The sequence below is a fragment of the Streptomyces sp. NPDC054786 genome (assembly GCF_053611685.1).
This window is the reverse complement of the sequence record NZ_JBSHAW010000037.1, coordinates 74017-92445: the sequence shown is the minus strand read 5'-3', so window position 1 is coordinate 92445 and position 18429 is coordinate 74017. Positions and strand designations below refer to the sequence as shown.

Here is an 18429-nt window from a genome sequence, read left to right as displayed (position 1 = left end):
GGTGGGGGCGCTGGGGGGTGGGGGGGGGGGGTGGTGTGGGGTGTGGGGGGGGGGGGGGGGGGGGGTGGGGGGGGGGGGGTGGGGGGGGGGGGGGGGGGGGAAAAATTTTTTTGGGGGGGGTGGTTGGGGGGGGGGGGGGGTCGGCGGCCGGGCCGGGCGGCGGGTGGGGCCCCAGTCTGGCCTGTGCGGCGGGGCGCCCGGGGACCCGGCCGCTACGGCCCCGGCTGCTAGTGCCCGGCCCTACCACCCCTACGGCCGCACCATCCCCCGAACACGACGAAGGCCCGCTCCCCGGAGGGGAACGGGCCTTCGTCTATCGGCTAGTGCCTATCGGCAAGAGCTCAGCTCTGGCCGCCGGCCAGCTTCTCGCGGAGCGCGGCCAGGGCCTCGTCCGACGCCAGGGCGCCGGAGTTGTCCGCCGACTCCGAGGAGTACGAGCCGCCACCGGTGTTGCCACCGCCGCCGGTGTTGCCGCCCGTCGCAGCCGCCGGCGCCGCAGCACCCTCGGCCGCAGCCTGCTCGTCGGCCTCGCGGGACTTGATGACCTGGGCCTGGTGCTGCTCGAAGCGCGTCTGCGCCTCGGCGTACTGGTTCTCCCACGCCTCGCGCTGGGTCTCGTAGCCCTCGAGCCAGTCGTTGGTCTCGGGGTCGAAGCCCTCGGGGTAGATGTAGTTGCCCTGGTCGTCGTAGGACGCGGCCATGCCGTACAGGGTCGGGTCGAACTCGACCGCCGACGGGTCGGCACCGAAGGACTCGTTGGCCTGCTTCAGCGAGAGGCTGATGCGGCGGCGCTCGAGGTCGATGTCGATGACCTTGACGAAGATCTCGTCGTTGACCTGGACAACCTGCTCCGGGATCTCGACGTGGCGCTCGGCCAGCTCGGAGATGTGGACCAGGCCCTCGATGCCCTCGTCGACGCGCACGAACGCACCGAAGGGAACGAGCTTGGTGACCTTACCCGGGACGACCTGACCGATCTGGTGGGTCCGGGCGAACTGCTGCCACGGGTCTTCCTGGGTCGCCTTGAGCGACAGGGACACGCGCTCGCGGTCCATGTCGACGTCCAGGACCTCGACCGTGACCTCCTGGCCGACCTCGACAACCTCGGACGGGTGGTCGATGTGCTTCCAGGACAGCTCGGAGACGTGGACGAGACCGTCGACGCCGCCCAGGTCCACGAAGGCACCGAAGTTGACGATGGAGGAAACGACGCCGGAGCGCACCTGACCCTTCTGGAGGGTGGTGAGGAAGGTCTGGCGGACCTCGCTCTGGGTCTGCTCCAGCCAGGCACGGCGGGACAGGACCACGTTGTTGCGGTTCTTGTCCAGCTCGATGATCTTGGCCTCGAGCTCCTTGCCCACGTAGGGCTGAAGGTCGCGGACACGGCGCATCTCGACCAGGGAGGCCGGGAGGAAGCCACGGAGGCCGATGTCGAGGATGAGACCACCCTTGACGACCTCGATGACGGTACCGGTGACGATCCCGTCTTCTTCCTTGATCTTCTCGATCGTGCCCCAGGCGCGCTCGTACTGGGCACGCTTCTTCGAGAGGATCAGGCGGCCTTCCTTGTCCTCCTTCTGGAGGACCAGGGCCTCGATCTCGTCACCAACGGCAACGACCTCGTTGGGGTCGACATCGTGCTTGATCGAGAGCTCGCGGCTCGGGATCACACCTTCGGTCTTGTAACCGATGTCGAGCAGGACCTCGTCCCGGTCGACCTTCACGATGACGCCGTCGACGATGTCGCCGTCGTTGAAGTACTTGATCGTCTCGTCGATCGCGGCGAGGAAAGCTTCCTCGTTACCGATGTCGTTGACCGCAACCTGCGGGGTGGTGGCGGTGGTCTCGGTGCTGCTCGTCATGTGGGTAAAGGCTCCGGTGCGGACATTGAAGTCGTAGGTACTGCTACGCCGAGAACCCGTATCGCCTCTGCATAAGCCGGACAGCGTCAAAGACGTATCTACTGGGAGCCCGCAAATGCCGGAGCATTCGGAGCGTCCCGAAATACGCCTCAAAACCGAGGGGACATACATACAGATGCGAGCGCGGCCTGCTCCGTCTGAGGCGCGCAAGCCCGCAGCGCAACTTGTAGCATACGGGGGCAGCCGGACCCGGTCAATGCGCGAACGCGCACACCGGGGGCAGAACGCCCCATAACCGGCACACGCGATGTTCCGCGAGGTCGAACGGCCTCACAGTCCCTGCAGCTACAAGCAGAGCGAACACTACGACGACGGGCGCCATGAACCAAGAGCACGAGCCGGAGGCCACCCGCCGTGACGCCTCGGACACCGAAAGCAGCCGGGCCAGTCGGGGCTGGTGGGACAGCAACGCGGACGAGTACCAGAGCGAGCACGGTGCCTTCCTCGGGGACGACCGGTTCATCTGGGGCCCCGAGGGGCTGGACGAGGCGGACGCCGCACTGCTCGGCCCGGCAGCCGAACTGAAGGGGCGCCGGATCCTGGAGATCGGGGCCGGCGCGGCGCAGTGTTCCCGCTGGCTGGCGGCGCAGGGTGCGCTCCCGGTGGCGCTCGACCTCTCCCACCGGCAGCTGCAGCACGCACTGCGGATCGCCGACGGGTCGGCGGACGTCGCCACCGAACTGGTCGAGGCGGACGCCGGGGCACTGCCGTTCCGCGATGCCGGCTTCGACCTCGCCTGTTCCGCGTACGGCGCGCTGCCGTTCGTCGCCGATCCGGTGCGGGTGCTGCGCGAGGTGCGCAGGGTGCTGCGGCCGGGCGGCCGGTTCGTCTTCTCCGTCTCCCACCCGATCCGCTGGGCCTTTCCCGACGAGCCGGGGCCGGAGGGGCTGTCGGTGGGGGCTTCCTACTTCGACCGCACGCCGTATGTCGAGCAGGACGAGACCGGCCGGGCCGTCTACGTCGAGCACCACCGGACGCTGGGCGACCGGGTACGGGACGTGGTGGCCGCCGGATTCCGGCTGGAGGATCTCGTCGAGCCCGAATGGCCCGAGTGGAACACCCAGGAGTGGGGCGGCTGGTCGCCGCTGCGCGGGCATCTCATCCCGGGGACGGCGATCTTCGTGTGCTCGGCGGAGGCGTAGGGCGGAGCCCGGAGGCGGCGGGCCGGCCCTCGGGGGCAGTGGGCGGAGGCGGCAGGCCGACGCATCCGGTGCCTGCGATCCGGCCGGTCAGCGCGATCCGGCCGGTCCCGGTGATCGGGCAACCGGACCGTCGGGCGGCGCCCGGACAGCCGGATGGCACCGGTAGCCCGTTCGGGCGGCGACCGCGCGGGGACCAGCCCGCCGATGGCGGCTCGTGGCGGTGACGGCAGCCGGCAGGCGGCAGGCGGCAGGCGGCAGGCGGCAGGCGGCAGGCGGCAGGCGGCAGGCGGCAGGCAACGAGCTTCACAGGGCCTCGTCCGGCAGCGACCTTCACAGGACCCCGGCCGGTAGCGACCGTTACAGGGCCTCGGACCGGCGGTGACCGCCCCCGCCCCGGCCGGTCGGCGGATTCGGCCGGGGCGGCAGAATTGGGGCGTGATCCGCCGTGACGCCCTTGATCTGCTGCCCGTGCGTACCGCGCTGCCCGCACTGCGTGCCGCCCTCGACGGGCCCGGTGCCGCGGTGCTGTGCGCCCCGCCGGGCACCGGCAAGACGACGCTGGTGCCGCTGGAGCTGGCGGGCCTGACCGGCGAGGGGCCGAAGCGGCGGGTGCTGGTCGCCGAGCCGCGCCGGATCGCGGCCCGTGCGGCCGCCCGGCGGATGGCCTGGCTGCTGGGCGAGAAGGTGGGGGATCAGGTCGGGTTCACGGTGCGCGGGGAGCGCCGGGCCGGGCCCCGTACCGCCGTGGAAGTGGTGACGACCGGGGTGCTGCTGCAGCGGCTGCAGCGCGATCCGGAGCTGGCGGGCGTCGATGTGGTGGTGCTCGACGAGTGTCATGAGCGGCATCTCGACGCCGATACCTCCGCGGCGTTCCTCTTGGACGTACGGGAGACGCTGCGGCCCGAGCTGCGGCTGGTGGCGGCCTCGGCGACAACGGATGCCGAGGGGTGGGCGGGGCTGCTGGGCGGCGCGGAGGGCGCGGCGCCGGTGGTCGAGGCGGCGGGTGTGTCGCACCCGGTGGAGGTCGTGTGGGCAGCGCCGGAGCGGCCGGTGCGGCCGGCCCACGGGATGCGGGTCGATCCGGCGTTGCTGGCGCATGTGGCGGCAGTGGTGCGGCGGGCGCTGCGCGAGCAGACGGGCGATGTGCTGTGCTTCCTCCCCGGTGTCGGGGAGATCGGGCGGGTCGCCGGGGAGCTGGCCGGGGTGGACGCGGAGGTGCTGCAGGTGCACGGGCGGGCCCCGGCCGAGGTGCAGGACGCGGTGCTGGCGGGCGGGGACGGCGTGCGCAGAGTGGTGCTGGCGACCTCGGTGGCGGAGTCCAGCCTGACCGTGCCGGGTGTGCGTGTGGTGGTGGACAGCGGGCTGGCGCGGGTGCCGCGGACCGATCATGCGCGCGGGCTCAGCGCGCTCGCGACCGTACGTGCCTCGCGGGCGGCGGGCCGCCAGCGCGCCGGGCGGGCGGGGCGCGAGGCGCCGGGTGTGGTGTACCGCTGCTGGCCGCAGGGCGAGGACGGGCGGCTGCCGGCGTTCCCCGATCCGGAGATCAAGGTCGCCGATCTGACGGCGTTCGCCCTGCAGTCGGCCTGCTGGGGCGATCCGACGGCCGGCGGTCTCGCCCTGCTCGACGCGCCGCCGGCCGGGGCGCTGGCCGCGGCGCAGGAGGTGCTGACGGCGATCGGTGCGGTCGACGGGACCGGCCGGGCGACGGCGCGGGGTGTACGTATGGCGAGGATCGGGCTGCATCCCCGGCTGGCGCGCGCCCTGTTGGACGGCGCAGCCGAGGTCGGTGTACGGCGCGCCGCGGAGGTGGTCGCCCTGCTGAGCGAGGAGCCGCCGCGGGCGTACGGGGACGATCTGGCGGCCGCGTGGCGCACCGCGCGGCGGGGCGGCGATGCGTACGGAGCGAGGTGGCGGCAGGAGGCACGGCGCCTGGCGTCGGCGGCCGGGGAGCCGCGGGGCGGGTCGGGCGGGGACGCCGGGGCAGGGTCGGGGGCGGGCGCGGGTGTCCACGCCGGGTCGGGTGTGCGCGCCTCTGACGGGACCGGCCGGGGCGGGGGGTCCGGCGGCGGACGAGGCCGGGACAGCGCCGAGGGTGCGGGCGGCCGGGCCGGTGCGGTCGCCGGCAGCGGCCGTGACGGTGGCGCGGCGGCAGCAGGCACCGACGATGCGGTGGCGGGCCTCATTGCCGCGTTGGCGTTCCCGGAGCGGGTGGCACGCGCCCGCGGGGCCGGGAGTTATCTGATGGCGTCCGGGACCGGGGCCGAGTTGGCGGGCGCGGGGCCGGGCGCGGGGGCGCAGGCCGGATGGGGGCACCGCCCGGGTGCTTCGGGCGGGGGCGGCGGGTCGCGGCTGCGGGATGCGGGGTGGCTGGCGGTTGCGGTGGCGGACCGGCCGGTGGCGGCGGTGTCCGCGCGGGTGCGGCTCGCGGCGGTGATCGATGAGGAGACGGCATGTGCCGCTGCGCGGGCGCTGTACTCCTCGGGTGAGGAGGTGCGCTGGTCGGACGGGGATGTGGTGGCCAGGAGCGTGACACGGCTGGGGGCGATCGAGTTGGCGGCCCGGCCGCTGACCGCGCCCGACCCCGGGCTGCTGCGGGACGCGGTGGTGTCGGGGCTGCGGCGGGAGGGGTTCGGGCTGTTGCGGTGGCCGGCCGCGGCGACGTCGTTGCGGCAGCGGATGGCGTTTCTGCACCGGGAGTTGGGCGCGCCATGGCCGGATGTCTCGGATGCGGCGCTGCTGGAGCGCGTCGAGGAGTGGCTGGGGGTGGAGCTCGGGCGGGCGCGGCGGCGGGCCGATCTGGCGCGGGTCGATGCGGGGCAGGCGCTGCCCCGGCTGCTGCCGTGGGCGACCGGTGACGCGGCGCGCTTGGACGAGCTGGCACCGGAGCGTATCGAGGTGCCGAGTGGTTCGCGGGTGCGGGTGGATTACGGGGGTGAGCAGCCCGTGCTGGCCGTCAAGCTCCAGGAGTTGTTCGGTCTGCAGGAGTCGCCGCGGGTGGCCGGCGGGCGGGTGCCCGTGCTGGTGCATCTGCTGTCCCCCGCGGGGCGTCCGGCTGCCGTCACGGCCGATCTCGCTTCGTTCTGGCGGGACGGATACCGGTCCGTGCGCGCGGAGTTGCGTGGGCGTTACCCCAAGCATCCCTGGCCGGAGGACCCTTCGGCGGCCGAGCCGACCCGGCACACGTCGGCGCGGTTCAAGCGGGGCTGAGGCCGGGGCCGGAGGGGGGCGGGGGCGGCTCGCTGACGTCATGGGTCCACGCTACGGGCCGGCACTGACAACGCCCTCGCCGGACGACGGCGGCGCGGAGGCGGGCTGCCGGGCGGCTGCGGTGCGGGGGCGTCGGCCGCGGGCTTCGAGGTGCAGGCTCAGGGCGAGCAACGCGGCGCCGAGGACCAGGAACCCCCAGGGAAGGTAGCTGGTGAGCAGCAGGACCAGGGTGCGCTGCGACGTCACCAGGGCCACGGTGGAGTCGAGGTAGTCGCTGCGCATCTTCACATGGCCGGCGAACGCGGTGACCTTGCCGCCGCCGGGCAGCAGATCGCCGCCGCGCAGTTCCTCCTTGTGGATCTCCTGGCCGTTGACCGGTGCGCCGGTGACCGGCTCCACCCAGAACATCCGCTTGGTGGTGTACCAGCGGGTGGTGCCCATCTTCTCGACGGACTCGGGGGTGATGCCCTTGACCGGCATCTTCTTGGGGAGGGCGACCTTGGTCCAGGGGATGGTCTGCTCGAAGTAGTAGACCTCCAGGCCGCGGAAGGTGCGGGTCCCCTTGTAGTGGATGGGGGCCGAGGTGCGGGTCTGGGCGTCGAAGTAGGCGTAGTCGCGTTTCTCGGTGAGGAACGGCCACTTGTACTCGATGCCCTCGCGGCGCACCGGCTCGCCGTCGACCATCTCGCCGGTGGCATGTACGGGTTCCTGGGAGTGTGCGTCGAAGAGGTAGCGCTCGGGGATTTCGGAGACCATCTTGCCGTCGGGGCCGGCGACGTAGGACAGCGCGTCCCAGACGACGACGTCGCGGCCCGCGGACTGCTCGATGCGGTCGGAGGCGGCGACATCGCCCTTGAGGGTCTGCACGATGGTGATCTTGGGGACGCGCTCGGCCTTCATCGTCCCGTAGTTGAGGAGGGTCGCGGGCTTGGCCTCCAGGACCATGTTCTGGTACTGGCTGGGCGGGATCTTGGCGAGCCGTGGAAAGGCGTACCACCGGATCAGCGGGGACAGGGCGGTGAAGAAGACGGCGAAGGCGAGCAGCACCAGGCTCGCCGTGCGGCGCATCCCTCGCGCTTCTCGGCGCCGGCCGGGGCCGGCGGTGCCGGGGTCGGCCGGGGGCTCGGGGGCGGTCCCCCGGGTGGGCACAGTGCGGCGCATGGCGGTGGCGTCCCTCCGTCAGGGGTGCTTGGGGACGGTGGTCAGCAGCGGCTTGGGCGAGGTCGTGCCGCTGGGTGCGCCGGTCGCCGTGAGGGTGAGGACGAGGGCGAGCGCCGCGGCCAGTCCGACCGCGGCTGCTGTCAGGGCGCGCATGGTCGGCCTCCCGAGAGCTGATACGGCGTCAGGGCGGGGGCACCGTAGCAACGGGCGGCCGAGATGAGAACACGTTGCACCGCCGTCCTGCCCTGGACGGCGGGCAGGACGGCGGTGACGGGCCGGCGCGGGGGCCGGGCCGACTGGTCAACCGGCCGTGGCGCCGGGCCGGGTGGCGCGGTGCGGGACCGGCCGCGGCGACCGACCGGGAGTCGGTCAGGAACCGGTCGGGGCGGCGACCTTCAGCTTGACGGTGAGTACGGCGCCGTCGGCGGTGGTCAGCCGCAGCAGGAACGTGCCCGCGTGCCTGTCGGTGTAGATCTTCGGGAGCTTCAGCAGGCCGTTGGCGTCCGTGGTGAGCCCGGTGAGGGTGCGGTGCGGGGTGTCCTTGTCGTCGCCGGTGGCCTCGGGGTCCTTGAAGTAGGGGCCCTTGTCGTTCTCCACAGGGTGCTTCGGGTCGTCGGTGACCATGGTCGCGGTGATCGCAGCACCCGCCGCGATCTTGCCCTGGTAGGTCGCCTTGACCTCGACCGCGTCCTCGGCGAAGGCCTGGCCGGCGGTCGCCGTCAGGTCCTTGTCCGAGGTGCGGACGATCTGGTCGGCCTTCGGGGCCGGCTTGGCCTTGACGGTGGCGCCGAAGGCGACGGCGGGGGCGGTGCGGCCCACGGCGGTGGCCCGGATGGTGAAGGCGCCGGCCGTGTCGCCCGCACGCAACGTGGGCGCGGCGGCGAGGCCGTCCTTGTCCGTGGGGACGGTGACGGTGGTGGCGTCACCGGGGAAGCGGGCGCCGGTGGACTCGGGCAGGGTGAAGCGGACGGGGGCGCCGGCGACGGCCTTGCCCTCGGCGTCCTTGGCGCGCACCTGCGGCGACGCGGCGAACTCGGTGCCCGCGGTGGCGCTCAGGTCCTTGGCGCCGACCCGTTCGAGGGCGGTGAGCCGAGCGGGCTCGGTGGGCGGCTCGGGGGGCTTCGGAGTGGGCTTCGGGGTGGGCGTACCCGTACCGCCCGGGGTGTGTCCCGTACCGCCCGGGGTGTGTCCCGTGCCGTCCGAACCCCCGGGCCTGCCGGGGTGGTTCGGCTTGCCGGGCCTGCCGGTGCCGGATCCGCCGGGGCCCGGGTTCCGGCCCGGCACGTGGGAGCCGTGATTCTGGCGCTTACCGCCGCCGGTGTGGCCGCCGGCCTTGCCGGCGCCGTCCCGGTGCACCGGGAGTACGCCCCGGCCGTCCGGCACCTCGTGGGTGCCGTTGCGGTAGAACGTGTACCAGGACAGCACCGTCCGCAGGTACTCCTCGGAGTGGTTGTAGCCGAGGATTGCCCGGTCCAGGTCGTCCTGGGCCGACAGATCGCGGCCGCCGGCGCAGAGATAGCGGCCGGCGGCGAGGGCGGCGTCGAAGACGTTGTGGGGGTCCTTCTTGCCGTCGCCGTTGCCGTCGGCGCCCCAACCGGTGCCGTCGGGGCCGCCGTTGGACCAGGTCGAGGGGATGAACTGCATCGGGCCCACGGCACGGTCGTGGGTGACGTCGCTGTCGTAGCGGCCGCCGTCGGTGTCCGTGATCAGGGCGAAGCCGTGGCCGTTGAGCTGCGGGCCCAGGATCGGCTGAAGGGTGGTGCCCTCGGTGTCGACGGCGCCGCCGCGCGCCTGCCCGGACTCGACCTTGCCGATCCCAGCCAGCAGCTGCCAGGGCAGCCGGCAGGCCGGATCGGACGCGTCGACCGCCGATGCGGCCTTCTTGTACGCGGCCAGGACCGTGGCGGGCAGACCGGCCTCTGCGGGTCCGGTGGCGAGGGCGGCGCCCTGGCCGGTGCCGTGCGAACCGTGGTGCGTCACCGGCCTGTTGGGGGGCGGCCGGTCGGTGTAGTACGCCGAACCGCCGTCGATGGGGGTGTCCGCCGGCGGGGCCGGGTCCTGCTTCCTGGCGGCCGCGGCCTCGGTGGCAGCCGGTGCCTGAGAGGCGGTCAGGGCGGCGAGCACCAGGGCCGCCACCGCCGTCGAGGCCGCCCCCCTCTGGAGCCGCCTTCGGAATGTGGCTGCCATACGTGGTCCCCTCCGCGTTGCCCCACCGCGCTCCTGACGCGGTGTCGCGCTCCCCAGCGCTCCAACTCAGGCGACACTACGACAACTCGGGCCCGGCATCTACCACCAACATCGGACACATAATGATCTGAATCGATCGAGGAGAGGCGCCATGCCATTCACGCTCAGTCATGCCGCTGCCGTGCTCCCGGCCATCCGGCGGACCGGAGCGGCACGCGGTCCGTTGGTCGCCTCGGCGCTCGTGGCGGGGTCGTTCGCACCGGACATGACGTACTACGCGGACACGCTGGTGCCGGGCGCCATGGAGTTCGGCGAGGTCACCCACTCGCTGCCGGGCGTGCTGACCGTGGACGTCCTGGTCACCGCGGCGCTCGTCGGCGGCTGGCTGCTGCTGCGCGAACCGATACTGGCGCTGCTGCCCTCGGTGTGGCGGGGCCCGCTCCATACGTTCCTGCGCGGCCGGCCCTGGAGGCCCCGGGGCGCGCGCCAACTCGCCGCTCTGGTAGGCCGGTTCCTTCTCTCCGCGGTGCTCGGGGCGGCGAGCCATGTCGTCTGGGATGCCTTCACCCACCCGGGCCGCTGGGGCACCCGGCTGGTCCCGGGCCTGGACGGTATGGCGGGCGGACTGCCGGTCTGCACCTATCTGCAGTACGGCACCTCGGCGCTCGCACTGGCGGCGGTGGGAGGGTTCCTGCGGTCGGCCCTACGGGGCGCGGCCGGCGGCGGCGCCCCGGCGGCCGGGCCGTCCGTACCCGGCGCGGTACCGGCGCTGACCGTACGGCTGCGGCTGCTGCTGACCGCTCCGCTCGCGCTGTGTGTGACGGCCGGCGCGGTGCAGCGCACACTGCGGGCGCGCGCGGCCTACGGCCCGGGGGTGAGCTGTTTCAACTACCTCCCGACCGTGCTCTTCGGCGCGGGCGCGGGCCTCACCGCCGGGCTGCTGCTGTATGCGGTGGCCGTACGTCTGCTGGTCCGGCGGGGGCGCCGGGTCCGGCCTGTCCCGCGCCCCCTGGTCACGACCGCGCCCGGTGCGGCGGCGGGCCCGGAGGCCGTGGCGCCCACCGCCGACTGACGGGATCGGGGCGGACCGGGCGGGGGCCGGAGCGCGCTGCGGGCGCCCGCTCCGGATCCGTCCCGGCCACTGCCGTCCTCAGTGCGCGGCCGACTCCCAGTCCTTGCCGGAGCCGACCGAGACGTCCAGCGGGGCGCGCAGCTGGACCGCAGCGGCCATCTCCCGGCGGACCAGTTCCTCGACCTTCTTGCGTTCGCCGGGGGCTACCTCGACGACGATTTCGTCATGGACCTGGAGCAGCATCCGGGACTGGAGCTTGGCGGCCCGCAGCGCCGCGTCGGCCCGCAGCATCGCGATCTTGACGATGTCGGCGGCGGTGCCCTGGATCGGGGCGTTCAGCGCCATCCGCTCGGCCATTTCGCGGCGCTGGCGGTTGTCGCTGTTGAGGTCGGGGAGGTAGCGGCGGCGGCCGAGCATCGTCTCCGTGTAGCCGGTGGCGCGGGCCTCCTCCACCACGCGCTGGAGGTAGTCGCGCACCCCGCCGAACCGCTCGAAGAAGTTGTCCATCAGCTTGCGGGCCTCGTCGGGCTGGATGCCCAGCTGCTGGGAGAGGCCGAACGCCGACAAGCCGTACGCCAGGCCGTAGGACATCGCCTTGATCTTCCGGCGCATCTCCGGGTCGACCTTGGTCTTGTCCACCGAGAAGACATGGGAGGCGACGGTGGTGTGCAGGTCCTCGCCGGAGGTGAACGCCTCGATCAGGCCCTCGTCCTCGGAGAGGTGCGCCATCACCCGCAGCTCGATCTGGCTGTAGTCGGCGGTCAGCAGCGACTCGAAGCCCTCGCCGACGACGAAACCGCGGCGGATCGCCCGGCCCTCGTCCGTACGCACCGGGATGTTCTGCAGATTGGGGTCGGTGGAGGACAGCCGGCCGGTGGCGGCCACGGTTTGGTTGAAGGTGGTGTGGATCCGGCCGTCGGCGCCGATGGTCTTGATCAGGCCCTCGACGGTCGTCCGCAGCTTGGCCTGCTCACGGTGCCTGAGCATGATCACGGGGAGCTCGTTGTCGGTCTGCGCCGCCAGCCAGGCCAGGGCATCGGCGTCGGTGGTGTAGCCGGTCTTGGTCTTCTTGGTCTTGGGCAGGCCCAGTTCACCGAAGAGGACCTCCTGCAGCTGCTTGGGCGAGCCGAGGTTGAACTCATGGCCCGCGGCGGCATGCGCCTCCTTGACGGCCTGCTGCACCGCGCCCGCGAACTGCTGCTCCATCCGCTCCAGCCAGCCCCGGTCCGCGGCGATACCGGCCCGCTCCATCCGGGCCAGCAGCTCGCTGGTCGGCAGCTCCACATCGCGCAGCAGCTCGGCCGCGCCGACCTCCGCCAGCTTCGCCTCGAACGCCGTGCCCAGGTCGAGGACCGTACGGGCCTGCCCCATCAGGGCGTCCGCCTCGGCCTGTTCGTCCGCGCCGAACGCCAGCTGGCCGTCGCCGGCCGCGGCCGGGGCGAGATCCCGCCCCAGGTATTCGATGGAGAGCGCGTCCAGCGCGAAGGAGCGGCGGCCGGGCTTGACCAGATAGGCGGCCAGGGCGGTGTCCATGGTGACGCCGTCGATGCGCCAGCCGTGCTCGCCGAAGACCCGCATCAGGCCCTTGGCGTTGTGCATGATCTTGGGGCGGTCGGCGGCCGCGCTCCAGGCGGCGAAGGCCTGCTCGTCGGCCTCGTCGAGCTGGGACGGGTCGAACCACGCGGCCGGGCCGCCGGCGGCGGCCAGTGCCACCTCGGCGACGCTGCCGCTGCCCAGCGTCCACACATCGACCGTGGCCACACCCAGCGGGCCCGTGCCGTGTTCGGCCAGCCACGGAGCGAGTTCGCCGGCACCGAGGGCCGTGCCGTCCACCTCGACGCCCGGCGCCGGCACCGCCTCGTCGGCGGCCTCGGCCGCTCCGGGGTCGACGGCATGCAGCCGGTCCCGCAGGCCCTGGTTGCGGATCTCCAGGGCATTGAGGAACACCGTGAGCGCCTCACGGTCGTACGCCTCCCGGGTCAGCTCCGCCGGGCCGCACGACAGCTCGACGTCGCGCACCATCTCCGTGAGCCGGCGGTTGAGCTTCACGGCCTCCAGGTGCTCACGGAGGTTGACGCCCGCCTTGCCCTTGACCTCCTCGGCGCGCTCCACCAGCTCCGCGAACGAACCGAACTGGTTGATCCACTTCGTGGCGGTCTTCTCGCCGACGCCCGGGATGCCGGGGAGGTTGTCCGACGGGTCGCCGCGCAGCGCGGCGAAGTCCGGGTACTGGGCGGGGGTCAGGCCGTACTTCTCGAAGACCTTCTCCGGGGTGAAGCGGGTCAGCTCCGAGACGCCCTTGGTGGGGTAGAGGACCGTGACGTCGTCGGAGACCAGCTGGAAGGAGTCGCGGTCGCCCGTGACGATCGAGACCTCGAAGCCCTGGGCGGTGGCCTGCTCGGTGAGCGTGGCGATGACGTCGTCGGCCTCGAAGCCCTCGACCGCGAACCGCTTCACGCGCATCGCGTCGAGCAGCTCGCCGATCAGCTCGACCTGGCCCTTGAACTCGTCGGGCGTCTTGGAGCGGTTCGCCTTGTAGTCGGCGAACTCCTCGGACCGCCAGGTCTTGCGCGAGACGTCGAAGGCCACCGCGAAATGCGTGGGCGCCTCGTCGCGCAGGGTGTTCGCGAGCATCGACGCGAAGCCGTAGATCGCATTGGTCGGTTGTCCCGTGACGGTCGTGAAATTCTCCACGGGCAGGGCGAAGAACGCCCGGTATGCCATGGAATGCCCGTCCATCAGGAGCAGTCGGGGACGGCCGCCCGCCGCCGCCTCGGTGCCGGTCGCTTCGCTCTTCTTCGCTGCCTTTGCTGCCACGCCCCCGATCCTGCCACGCCCCACTGACAATCCCCGCCGCGACGGCCACCCCTCCTCGCCCCGGCCCGGGCCACGGCCCGTCGCCGTACACCGCCCCCTCCCCCGCCGCACACCGGCCCTGACCGCGCCGGACACCCCGGCACCCCTCCTCGGACGCACCCCGCGCCCGCCCCTACACCGCCCCCATGCGTCCGTGACAGGATCTGATGTGTACGACAACGATCCGCCGCGACCGGCGGAGCGAGCAGCAGCTCACGGCTCAAGGGAGAGCGCCATGGCAGGCAAGCCGCCCGCGTCGGACCCCGTCCAGGACGCACCCGAGGTCAGCGAACCCCAGCACTCCGCCGTCGGGCTGCCGGCCATCGCCCACGCCCTGCGCGTCTCCCAGCAGCAGATGGGCGTACGCCGTACCGCCCTCACCCTCCTGCGCGTCAACCAGCGCGACGGCTTCGACTGCCCCGGCTGCGCCTGGCCCGAGCCCGACAAGCCGCACGCCGCCGAATTCTGCGAGAACGGCGCCAAGGCCGTCGCCGAAGAGGCCACCCTGCGCCGGGTCACCCCGGACTTCTTCGCCGCCCACTCCGTCGCCGACCTGGCGACCCGCAGCGGCTACTGGCTCGGCCAGCAGGGCCGCCTCACCCACCCCATGTACCTGGCCGAGGGCGCCGACCACTACGTCCCCGTCCCCTGGGAGCGGGTCTTCGACCTCATCGGCGAGGAGCTGACCGCCCTCGACTCCCCCGACGAGGCCGTCTTCTACACCTCCGGCCGCACCAGCAACGAGGCCGCCTTCCTCTACCAGCTCTTCGCCCGCGAATTCGGCACCAACAACCTCCCCGACTGCTCCAACATGTGCCATGAGTCGTCGGGCTCCGCGCTGACGGAGACCATCGGCATCGGCAAGGGCAGCGTCCTGCTGGAGGACCTCTACAAGGCCGACCTGATCATCGTCGCCGGGCAGAACCCGGGCACCAACCACCCGCGGATGCTCAGCGCCCTGGAGAAGGCCAAGACCGGCGGAACGAAGATCATCTCGATCAATCCGCTGCCCGAAGCCGGCCTGGAACGCTTCAAGAACCCGCAGACCCCGCGCGGTCTGGCCGGCGGCGGCACCGCGCTCACCGATCTCTTCCTCCAGGTCCGCCTCGGCGGCGACCAGGCGCTCTTCAGGGCCCTCAACCGCCTCGTCCTCGACACCGACGGCGCCCTCGACGTGGACTTCATCCGCACCCACACCCACGGCTTCGAGGAGTTCGCGCAGGCGGCCCGCGCCGATGACGACTGGGACGAGACGCTGCGCGCCACGGGCCTGACCCGCGAGGAGATCGACCGCGCGCTGGCCATGGTCCTCGACTCGCGCCGCACCATCGTGTGCTGGGCGATGGGCCTGACCCAGCACAAGCACTCCGTCCCCACCATCCAGGAAGTCGTCAACTTCCTCCTGCTGCGCGGCAACATCGGCCGCCCCGGAGCCGGCGTCTGCCCCGTACGCGGCCACAGCAACGTCCAGGGCGACCGCACCATGGGCATCTTCGAGCGCCCCGCGCCCGCCTTCCTCGACGCCCTGGAGAAGGAGTTCGGCTTCGCCCCGCCCCGGGAGCACGGACTCGACGTCGTCCGCGCCATCCGCGCACTGCGCGACGGGCAGGCCAAGGTGTTCTTCGCGATGGGCGGCAACTTCGTCTCCGCCACCCCCGACACCGACGTCACCGAGGCCGCCATGCGCCGCGCCCGGCTGACCGTCCATGTCTCCACCAAGCTCAACCGCTCGCACGCGATCACCGGCGCCCGCGCGCTGATCCTGCCGACCCTGGGGCGTACGGAACGCGATCTGCAGGACAGCGGCGAACAGTTCGTGACCGTCGAGGACTCCATGGGCATGGTGCACGCCTCCCGCGGCCGGCTGGCGCCCGCCGGCCCCCAGCTGCTGTCCGAGACGGCCATCGTCGCCCGCCTGGCCCGCCGTGTCCTGGGCGAGTCCAGCCGCACGCCCTGGGAGGACTTCGAGAAGGACTACGCGACGATCCGCGACCGCATCGCCCACGTCATCCCGGGCTTCGAGGACTTCAACACCAAGGTCGCCCACCCCGGAGGCTTCGCCCTCCCGCACGCCCCCCGGGACAGCCGCAGCTTCCCCACCGCCACGGGGAAGGCCAACTTCACCGCCGCGCCCGTGGAATACCCCGCCGTCCCCGAAGGACGGCTGCTGCTGCAGACGCTGCGCTCCCACGACCAGTACAACACCACCATCTACGGCCTGGACGACCGCTACCGCGGCATCAAGAACGGCCGCCGGGTCGTCCTCGTCCACCCCGACGACGCCCGCGAACGGGGCCTGGCCGACGGGGCGTACGCCGACCTGGTCAGCGAGTGGACGGACGGCAGCGAGCGGCGCGCGCCCGGCTTCCGCGTGGTGCACTACCCGACGGCCCGCGGCTGCGCGGCCGCCTACTACCCCGAGACCAATGTCCTCATCCCGCTCGACCACACCGCCGACACCAGCAACACCCCGGCCGCCAAGTCGATCGTGATCCGCCTGGAGAGCCCCCGCGAGGACTGACCGCCACCGGGCCGGGCGGGCGGGAACAACAACCCCGCGCTGAGCGCTTGCTCAGGGGCCTGATAGGAACAGGCACGGATCGACGACGATCACGGGCGAGCGAACGGAGCCGTAGGCATGGGTGAGCACAGCACGACCAAGTTTCCGCAGGAGATCCTCGACCAGTGGACCGGCCTCGGCCTCGACCTGCCGGCTCTGTTCTCCGCCGGACACCTCGGCGAGCGGATGAGCGTGCAGGTCACCGAAGCCGCCCCCGAGCGCGTCGTCGGCACCATGCCCGTCGAGGGCAACACCCAGCCCTACGGGCTCCTGCACGGCGGCGCCTCCGCCGTCCTCGCCGAAACCCTCGGCTCCGTCGGCTCCATGCTGCACGGCGGCCCCACCAAGGTCGCGGTGGGCGTCGACCTCAACTGCACCCACCACCGCGGCGCCCGCTCCGGTCTGGTCACCGGCGTCGCCACCCCCGTACACCGTGGCCGCTCCACCGCCACCTACGAAATCGTCATCACCGACGAACACGGCAAGCGGGTCTGCACCGCCCGCCTGACCTGCATGCTGCGCGACACGGACGCCGACGTCTACCGCGGCTGACCCGCCCCGGCCGGCCGACCGCCGCCCGCCGCCACGGCCCCGTACCCGGCTTCCGGGAGCGGGGCCGTACGCATTCCCGTAACGCTGCGTAACACGGGCGCCATGCGGCACGGACCCCAACTCCCCTCCCCCGCACGGGCCCCGGCTCCGACGCACCCAGCGCATCCGCTATCCGGACGCCGTTCCGTCACCGCACGCCCCATCCCCCCGTGGAAGTGCGAGTTCACCCTCCGCACCGTGTTCGCCCTCCGGTGTAAGGACCATAACGGCATAACGCTCATCGAAGGTCATAACAAGAGCGTCACATCCTGGTCAGCGCCTCTGCCGGTGCGACGAACACCGCTCTAGAGTCACCGCCAGTCACCGCGCCGCCGGGCGCGCTGCCATCACGGGCCCTGTACGGCCCGTACTGCCCGGCGAGCGAAACGGCCATGCGACAGTCGTGGCCGCGCCAGGGAAAGGACTGATCGTGCGTCACCGTTCCTTGCTCATCCTCACCACCGCAGTCGCCACCGGCGCCCTCACGCTCTCCGCGTGCGGTTCGCGCGGCGACGACAACAAGAGCGGCGAGGGAAAGTCCACGGTCGTCATCGGCCTCGACGCCCCCACCACCGGCGAGCTCTCCGCGCTGGGCCTGGGCATCCGCAACTCCGCCCAGCTCGCCATCGACACCGCCAACAAAGCCGGCGAGGTCAAGGGCGTCACCTTCAAACTCGAAGCGCTCGACGACAAGGCCCTGCCCAACGTCGGCCAGCAGAACGCCACCAAACTCGCCGGCGACAAGGACGTTCTCGGCATCGTCGGACCCCTCAACTCCGGCGTCGCCCAGTCCATGCAGCAGGTCTCCAAACAGAACAACCTCACGCTGATCTCCCCGGCGAACACCACTCCCGACCTGACCCAGGGCAAGGACTGGAAGCAGAACAAGCGCGTACGCCCCTTCCCCACCTACTTCCGCACCGCCACCACCGACGAAGTGCAGGGCGCCTTCGACGGTCAGTACGCGTGGGAGAAGATGAAGGTCAAGAAGGCCTACGTCATCGACGACCAGAAGACCTACGGCGTCGGCCTCGCCTCCTCCTTCAAGGACCAGTTCAGCAAGCTCGGCGGCAAGATCGCCGGCACCGAACACGTCAGCCCCGACGACCGTGACTTCAAGGCCGTCGTCTCCAAGGTCAAGTCCGCCAAGCCCGACCTGGTCTTCTACGGCGGCGAATACCCCGCCTCGGGCCCCCTCAGCCAGCAGCTCAAGGACGGCGGCGTCACCGTCCCCCTCATGGGCGGCGACGGCATGTACAGCGGCGACTACATCAAGCTCAACAAGAAGGCCAAGGGCGACTACGCCTCCTCCGTCGGCAAGCCCGTCGAGGAACTCCCCTCCGCGAAGAAGTTCATCGCCGACTACAAGGCCGCCGGCTTCAAGGAGGCCTACGAGGCCTACGGCGGCTCCACCTACGACGCCACCCGGGCCGTCATCCAGGCCGTCAAGAAGGTCGTCGACGACAACAACGGCAAGCTCCCCGACGACGCCCGCAAGCAGGTCGTCGACGCCATGAACAAGGTCACCTTCGACGGTGTCACCGGCCCCATCGCCTTCGACAAGTACGGCGACACCACGAACACCATGATCACCGCTTACCAGGTCGACAAGGGCGCCTGGGCCTCCCGCTTCAGCGCCGAATTCAAGAAGTTCGACAAGAGCTGACCGACCGCACCACACCACACCACCCGGGCCGCGCCAGGACGCACGAACGACCCTGGCGCGGCCCG

Annotated in this window: 11 protein-coding genes; 6 read left to right on the top strand and 5 right to left on the bottom strand. The window is 72.1% G+C overall.

Translation table 11 applies throughout. The annotated features are described in order from the left end of the window. Nucleotides 1-341: 341 nt before the first annotated feature. Nucleotides 342-1862 (bottom strand): 30S ribosomal protein S1, encoded by a 1521-nt coding sequence (rpsA, locus tag ACWGI6_RS28270; RefSeq protein ID WP_453270125.1) that lies wholly within the window; start codon nt 1860-1862, stop codon nt 342-344. Between the two features lie 380 nt (nt 1863-2242). Here rpsA and ACWGI6_RS28265 point away from each other — a divergent pair, with 380 nt between their 5' ends. Continuing rightward, the gene (locus ACWGI6_RS28265; protein ID WP_453270124.1) at nt 2243-3064 is read left to right on the top strand and encodes a class I SAM-dependent methyltransferase; all 822 of its coding nucleotides are present in this window, start codon (nt 2243-2245) and stop codon (nt 3062-3064) included. A gap of 435 nt (nt 3065-3499) precedes the next feature. Next, nucleotides 3500-6271, top strand: a complete 2772-nt coding sequence (locus tag ACWGI6_RS28260; protein WP_453270123.1) for an ATP-dependent RNA helicase — start codon at nt 3500-3502, stop codon at nt 6269-6271. Between the two features lie 51 nt (nt 6272-6322). Here the strand turns inward: ACWGI6_RS28260 and ACWGI6_RS28255 are convergent, their stop codons facing one another. The 3 genes from ACWGI6_RS28255 to ACWGI6_RS28245 all read right to left on the bottom strand — a co-directional run bounded on the left by ACWGI6_RS28255 (nt 6323) and on the right by ACWGI6_RS28245 (nt 9619). Further along, nucleotides 6323-7339, bottom strand: a complete 1017-nt coding sequence (locus ACWGI6_RS28255; RefSeq protein WP_453270122.1) for a DUF3068 domain-containing protein — start codon at nt 7337-7339, stop codon at nt 6323-6325. Between the two features lie 111 nt (nt 7340-7450). Then, complete coding sequence (locus ACWGI6_RS28250; protein WP_362608132.1) at nt 7451-7585, bottom strand: SPW_0924 family protein; 135 nt, start codon at nt 7583-7585, stop codon at nt 7451-7453. A gap of 216 nt (nt 7586-7801) precedes the next feature. Then, a complete protein-coding gene (locus ACWGI6_RS28245; protein ID WP_453270121.1) occupies nt 7802-9619 on the bottom strand; it encodes a lytic transglycosylase domain-containing protein in 1818 nt (605 codons plus the stop codon). A 151-nt stretch (nt 9620-9770) separates the two neighbouring features. Here ACWGI6_RS28245 and ACWGI6_RS28240 point away from each other — a divergent pair, with 151 nt between their 5' ends. Continuing rightward, on the top strand, nt 9771-10691 hold the full coding sequence (locus tag ACWGI6_RS28240) for a DUF4184 family protein (RefSeq protein WP_453270120.1): 921 nt from the start codon (nt 9771-9773) through the stop codon (nt 10689-10691). Nucleotides 10692-10769: 78 nt separating this feature from the next. On the opposite strand, the gene polA is transcribed toward ACWGI6_RS28240, so the two are convergent. Beyond that, nucleotides 10770-13508: a DNA polymerase I gene (polA, locus tag ACWGI6_RS28235; RefSeq protein WP_453270119.1), complete on the bottom strand. Its 2739-nt coding sequence runs from the start codon at nt 13506-13508 to the stop codon at nt 10770-10772. A 274-nt stretch (nt 13509-13782) separates the two neighbouring features. Between polA and ACWGI6_RS28230 the strand changes: the two genes are divergently transcribed. From ACWGI6_RS28230 to ACWGI6_RS28220, 3 genes are all read left to right on the top strand, one after another. After that, nucleotides 13783-16068, top strand: coding sequence for an FdhF/YdeP family oxidoreductase (locus tag ACWGI6_RS28230; protein ID WP_453270118.1), 2286 nt, complete (start codon nt 13783-13785; stop codon nt 16066-16068). A 117-nt stretch (nt 16069-16185) separates the two neighbouring features. Next, complete coding sequence (locus ACWGI6_RS28225; protein WP_453270117.1) at nt 16186-16659, top strand: PaaI family thioesterase; 474 nt, start codon at nt 16186-16188, stop codon at nt 16657-16659. Between the two features lie 484 nt (nt 16660-17143). Continuing rightward, nucleotides 17144-18364, top strand: a complete 1221-nt coding sequence (locus tag ACWGI6_RS28220) for a branched-chain amino acid ABC transporter substrate-binding protein (protein ID WP_453270131.1) — start codon at nt 17144-17146, stop codon at nt 18362-18364. Nucleotides 18365-18429 lie beyond the last annotated feature (65 nt).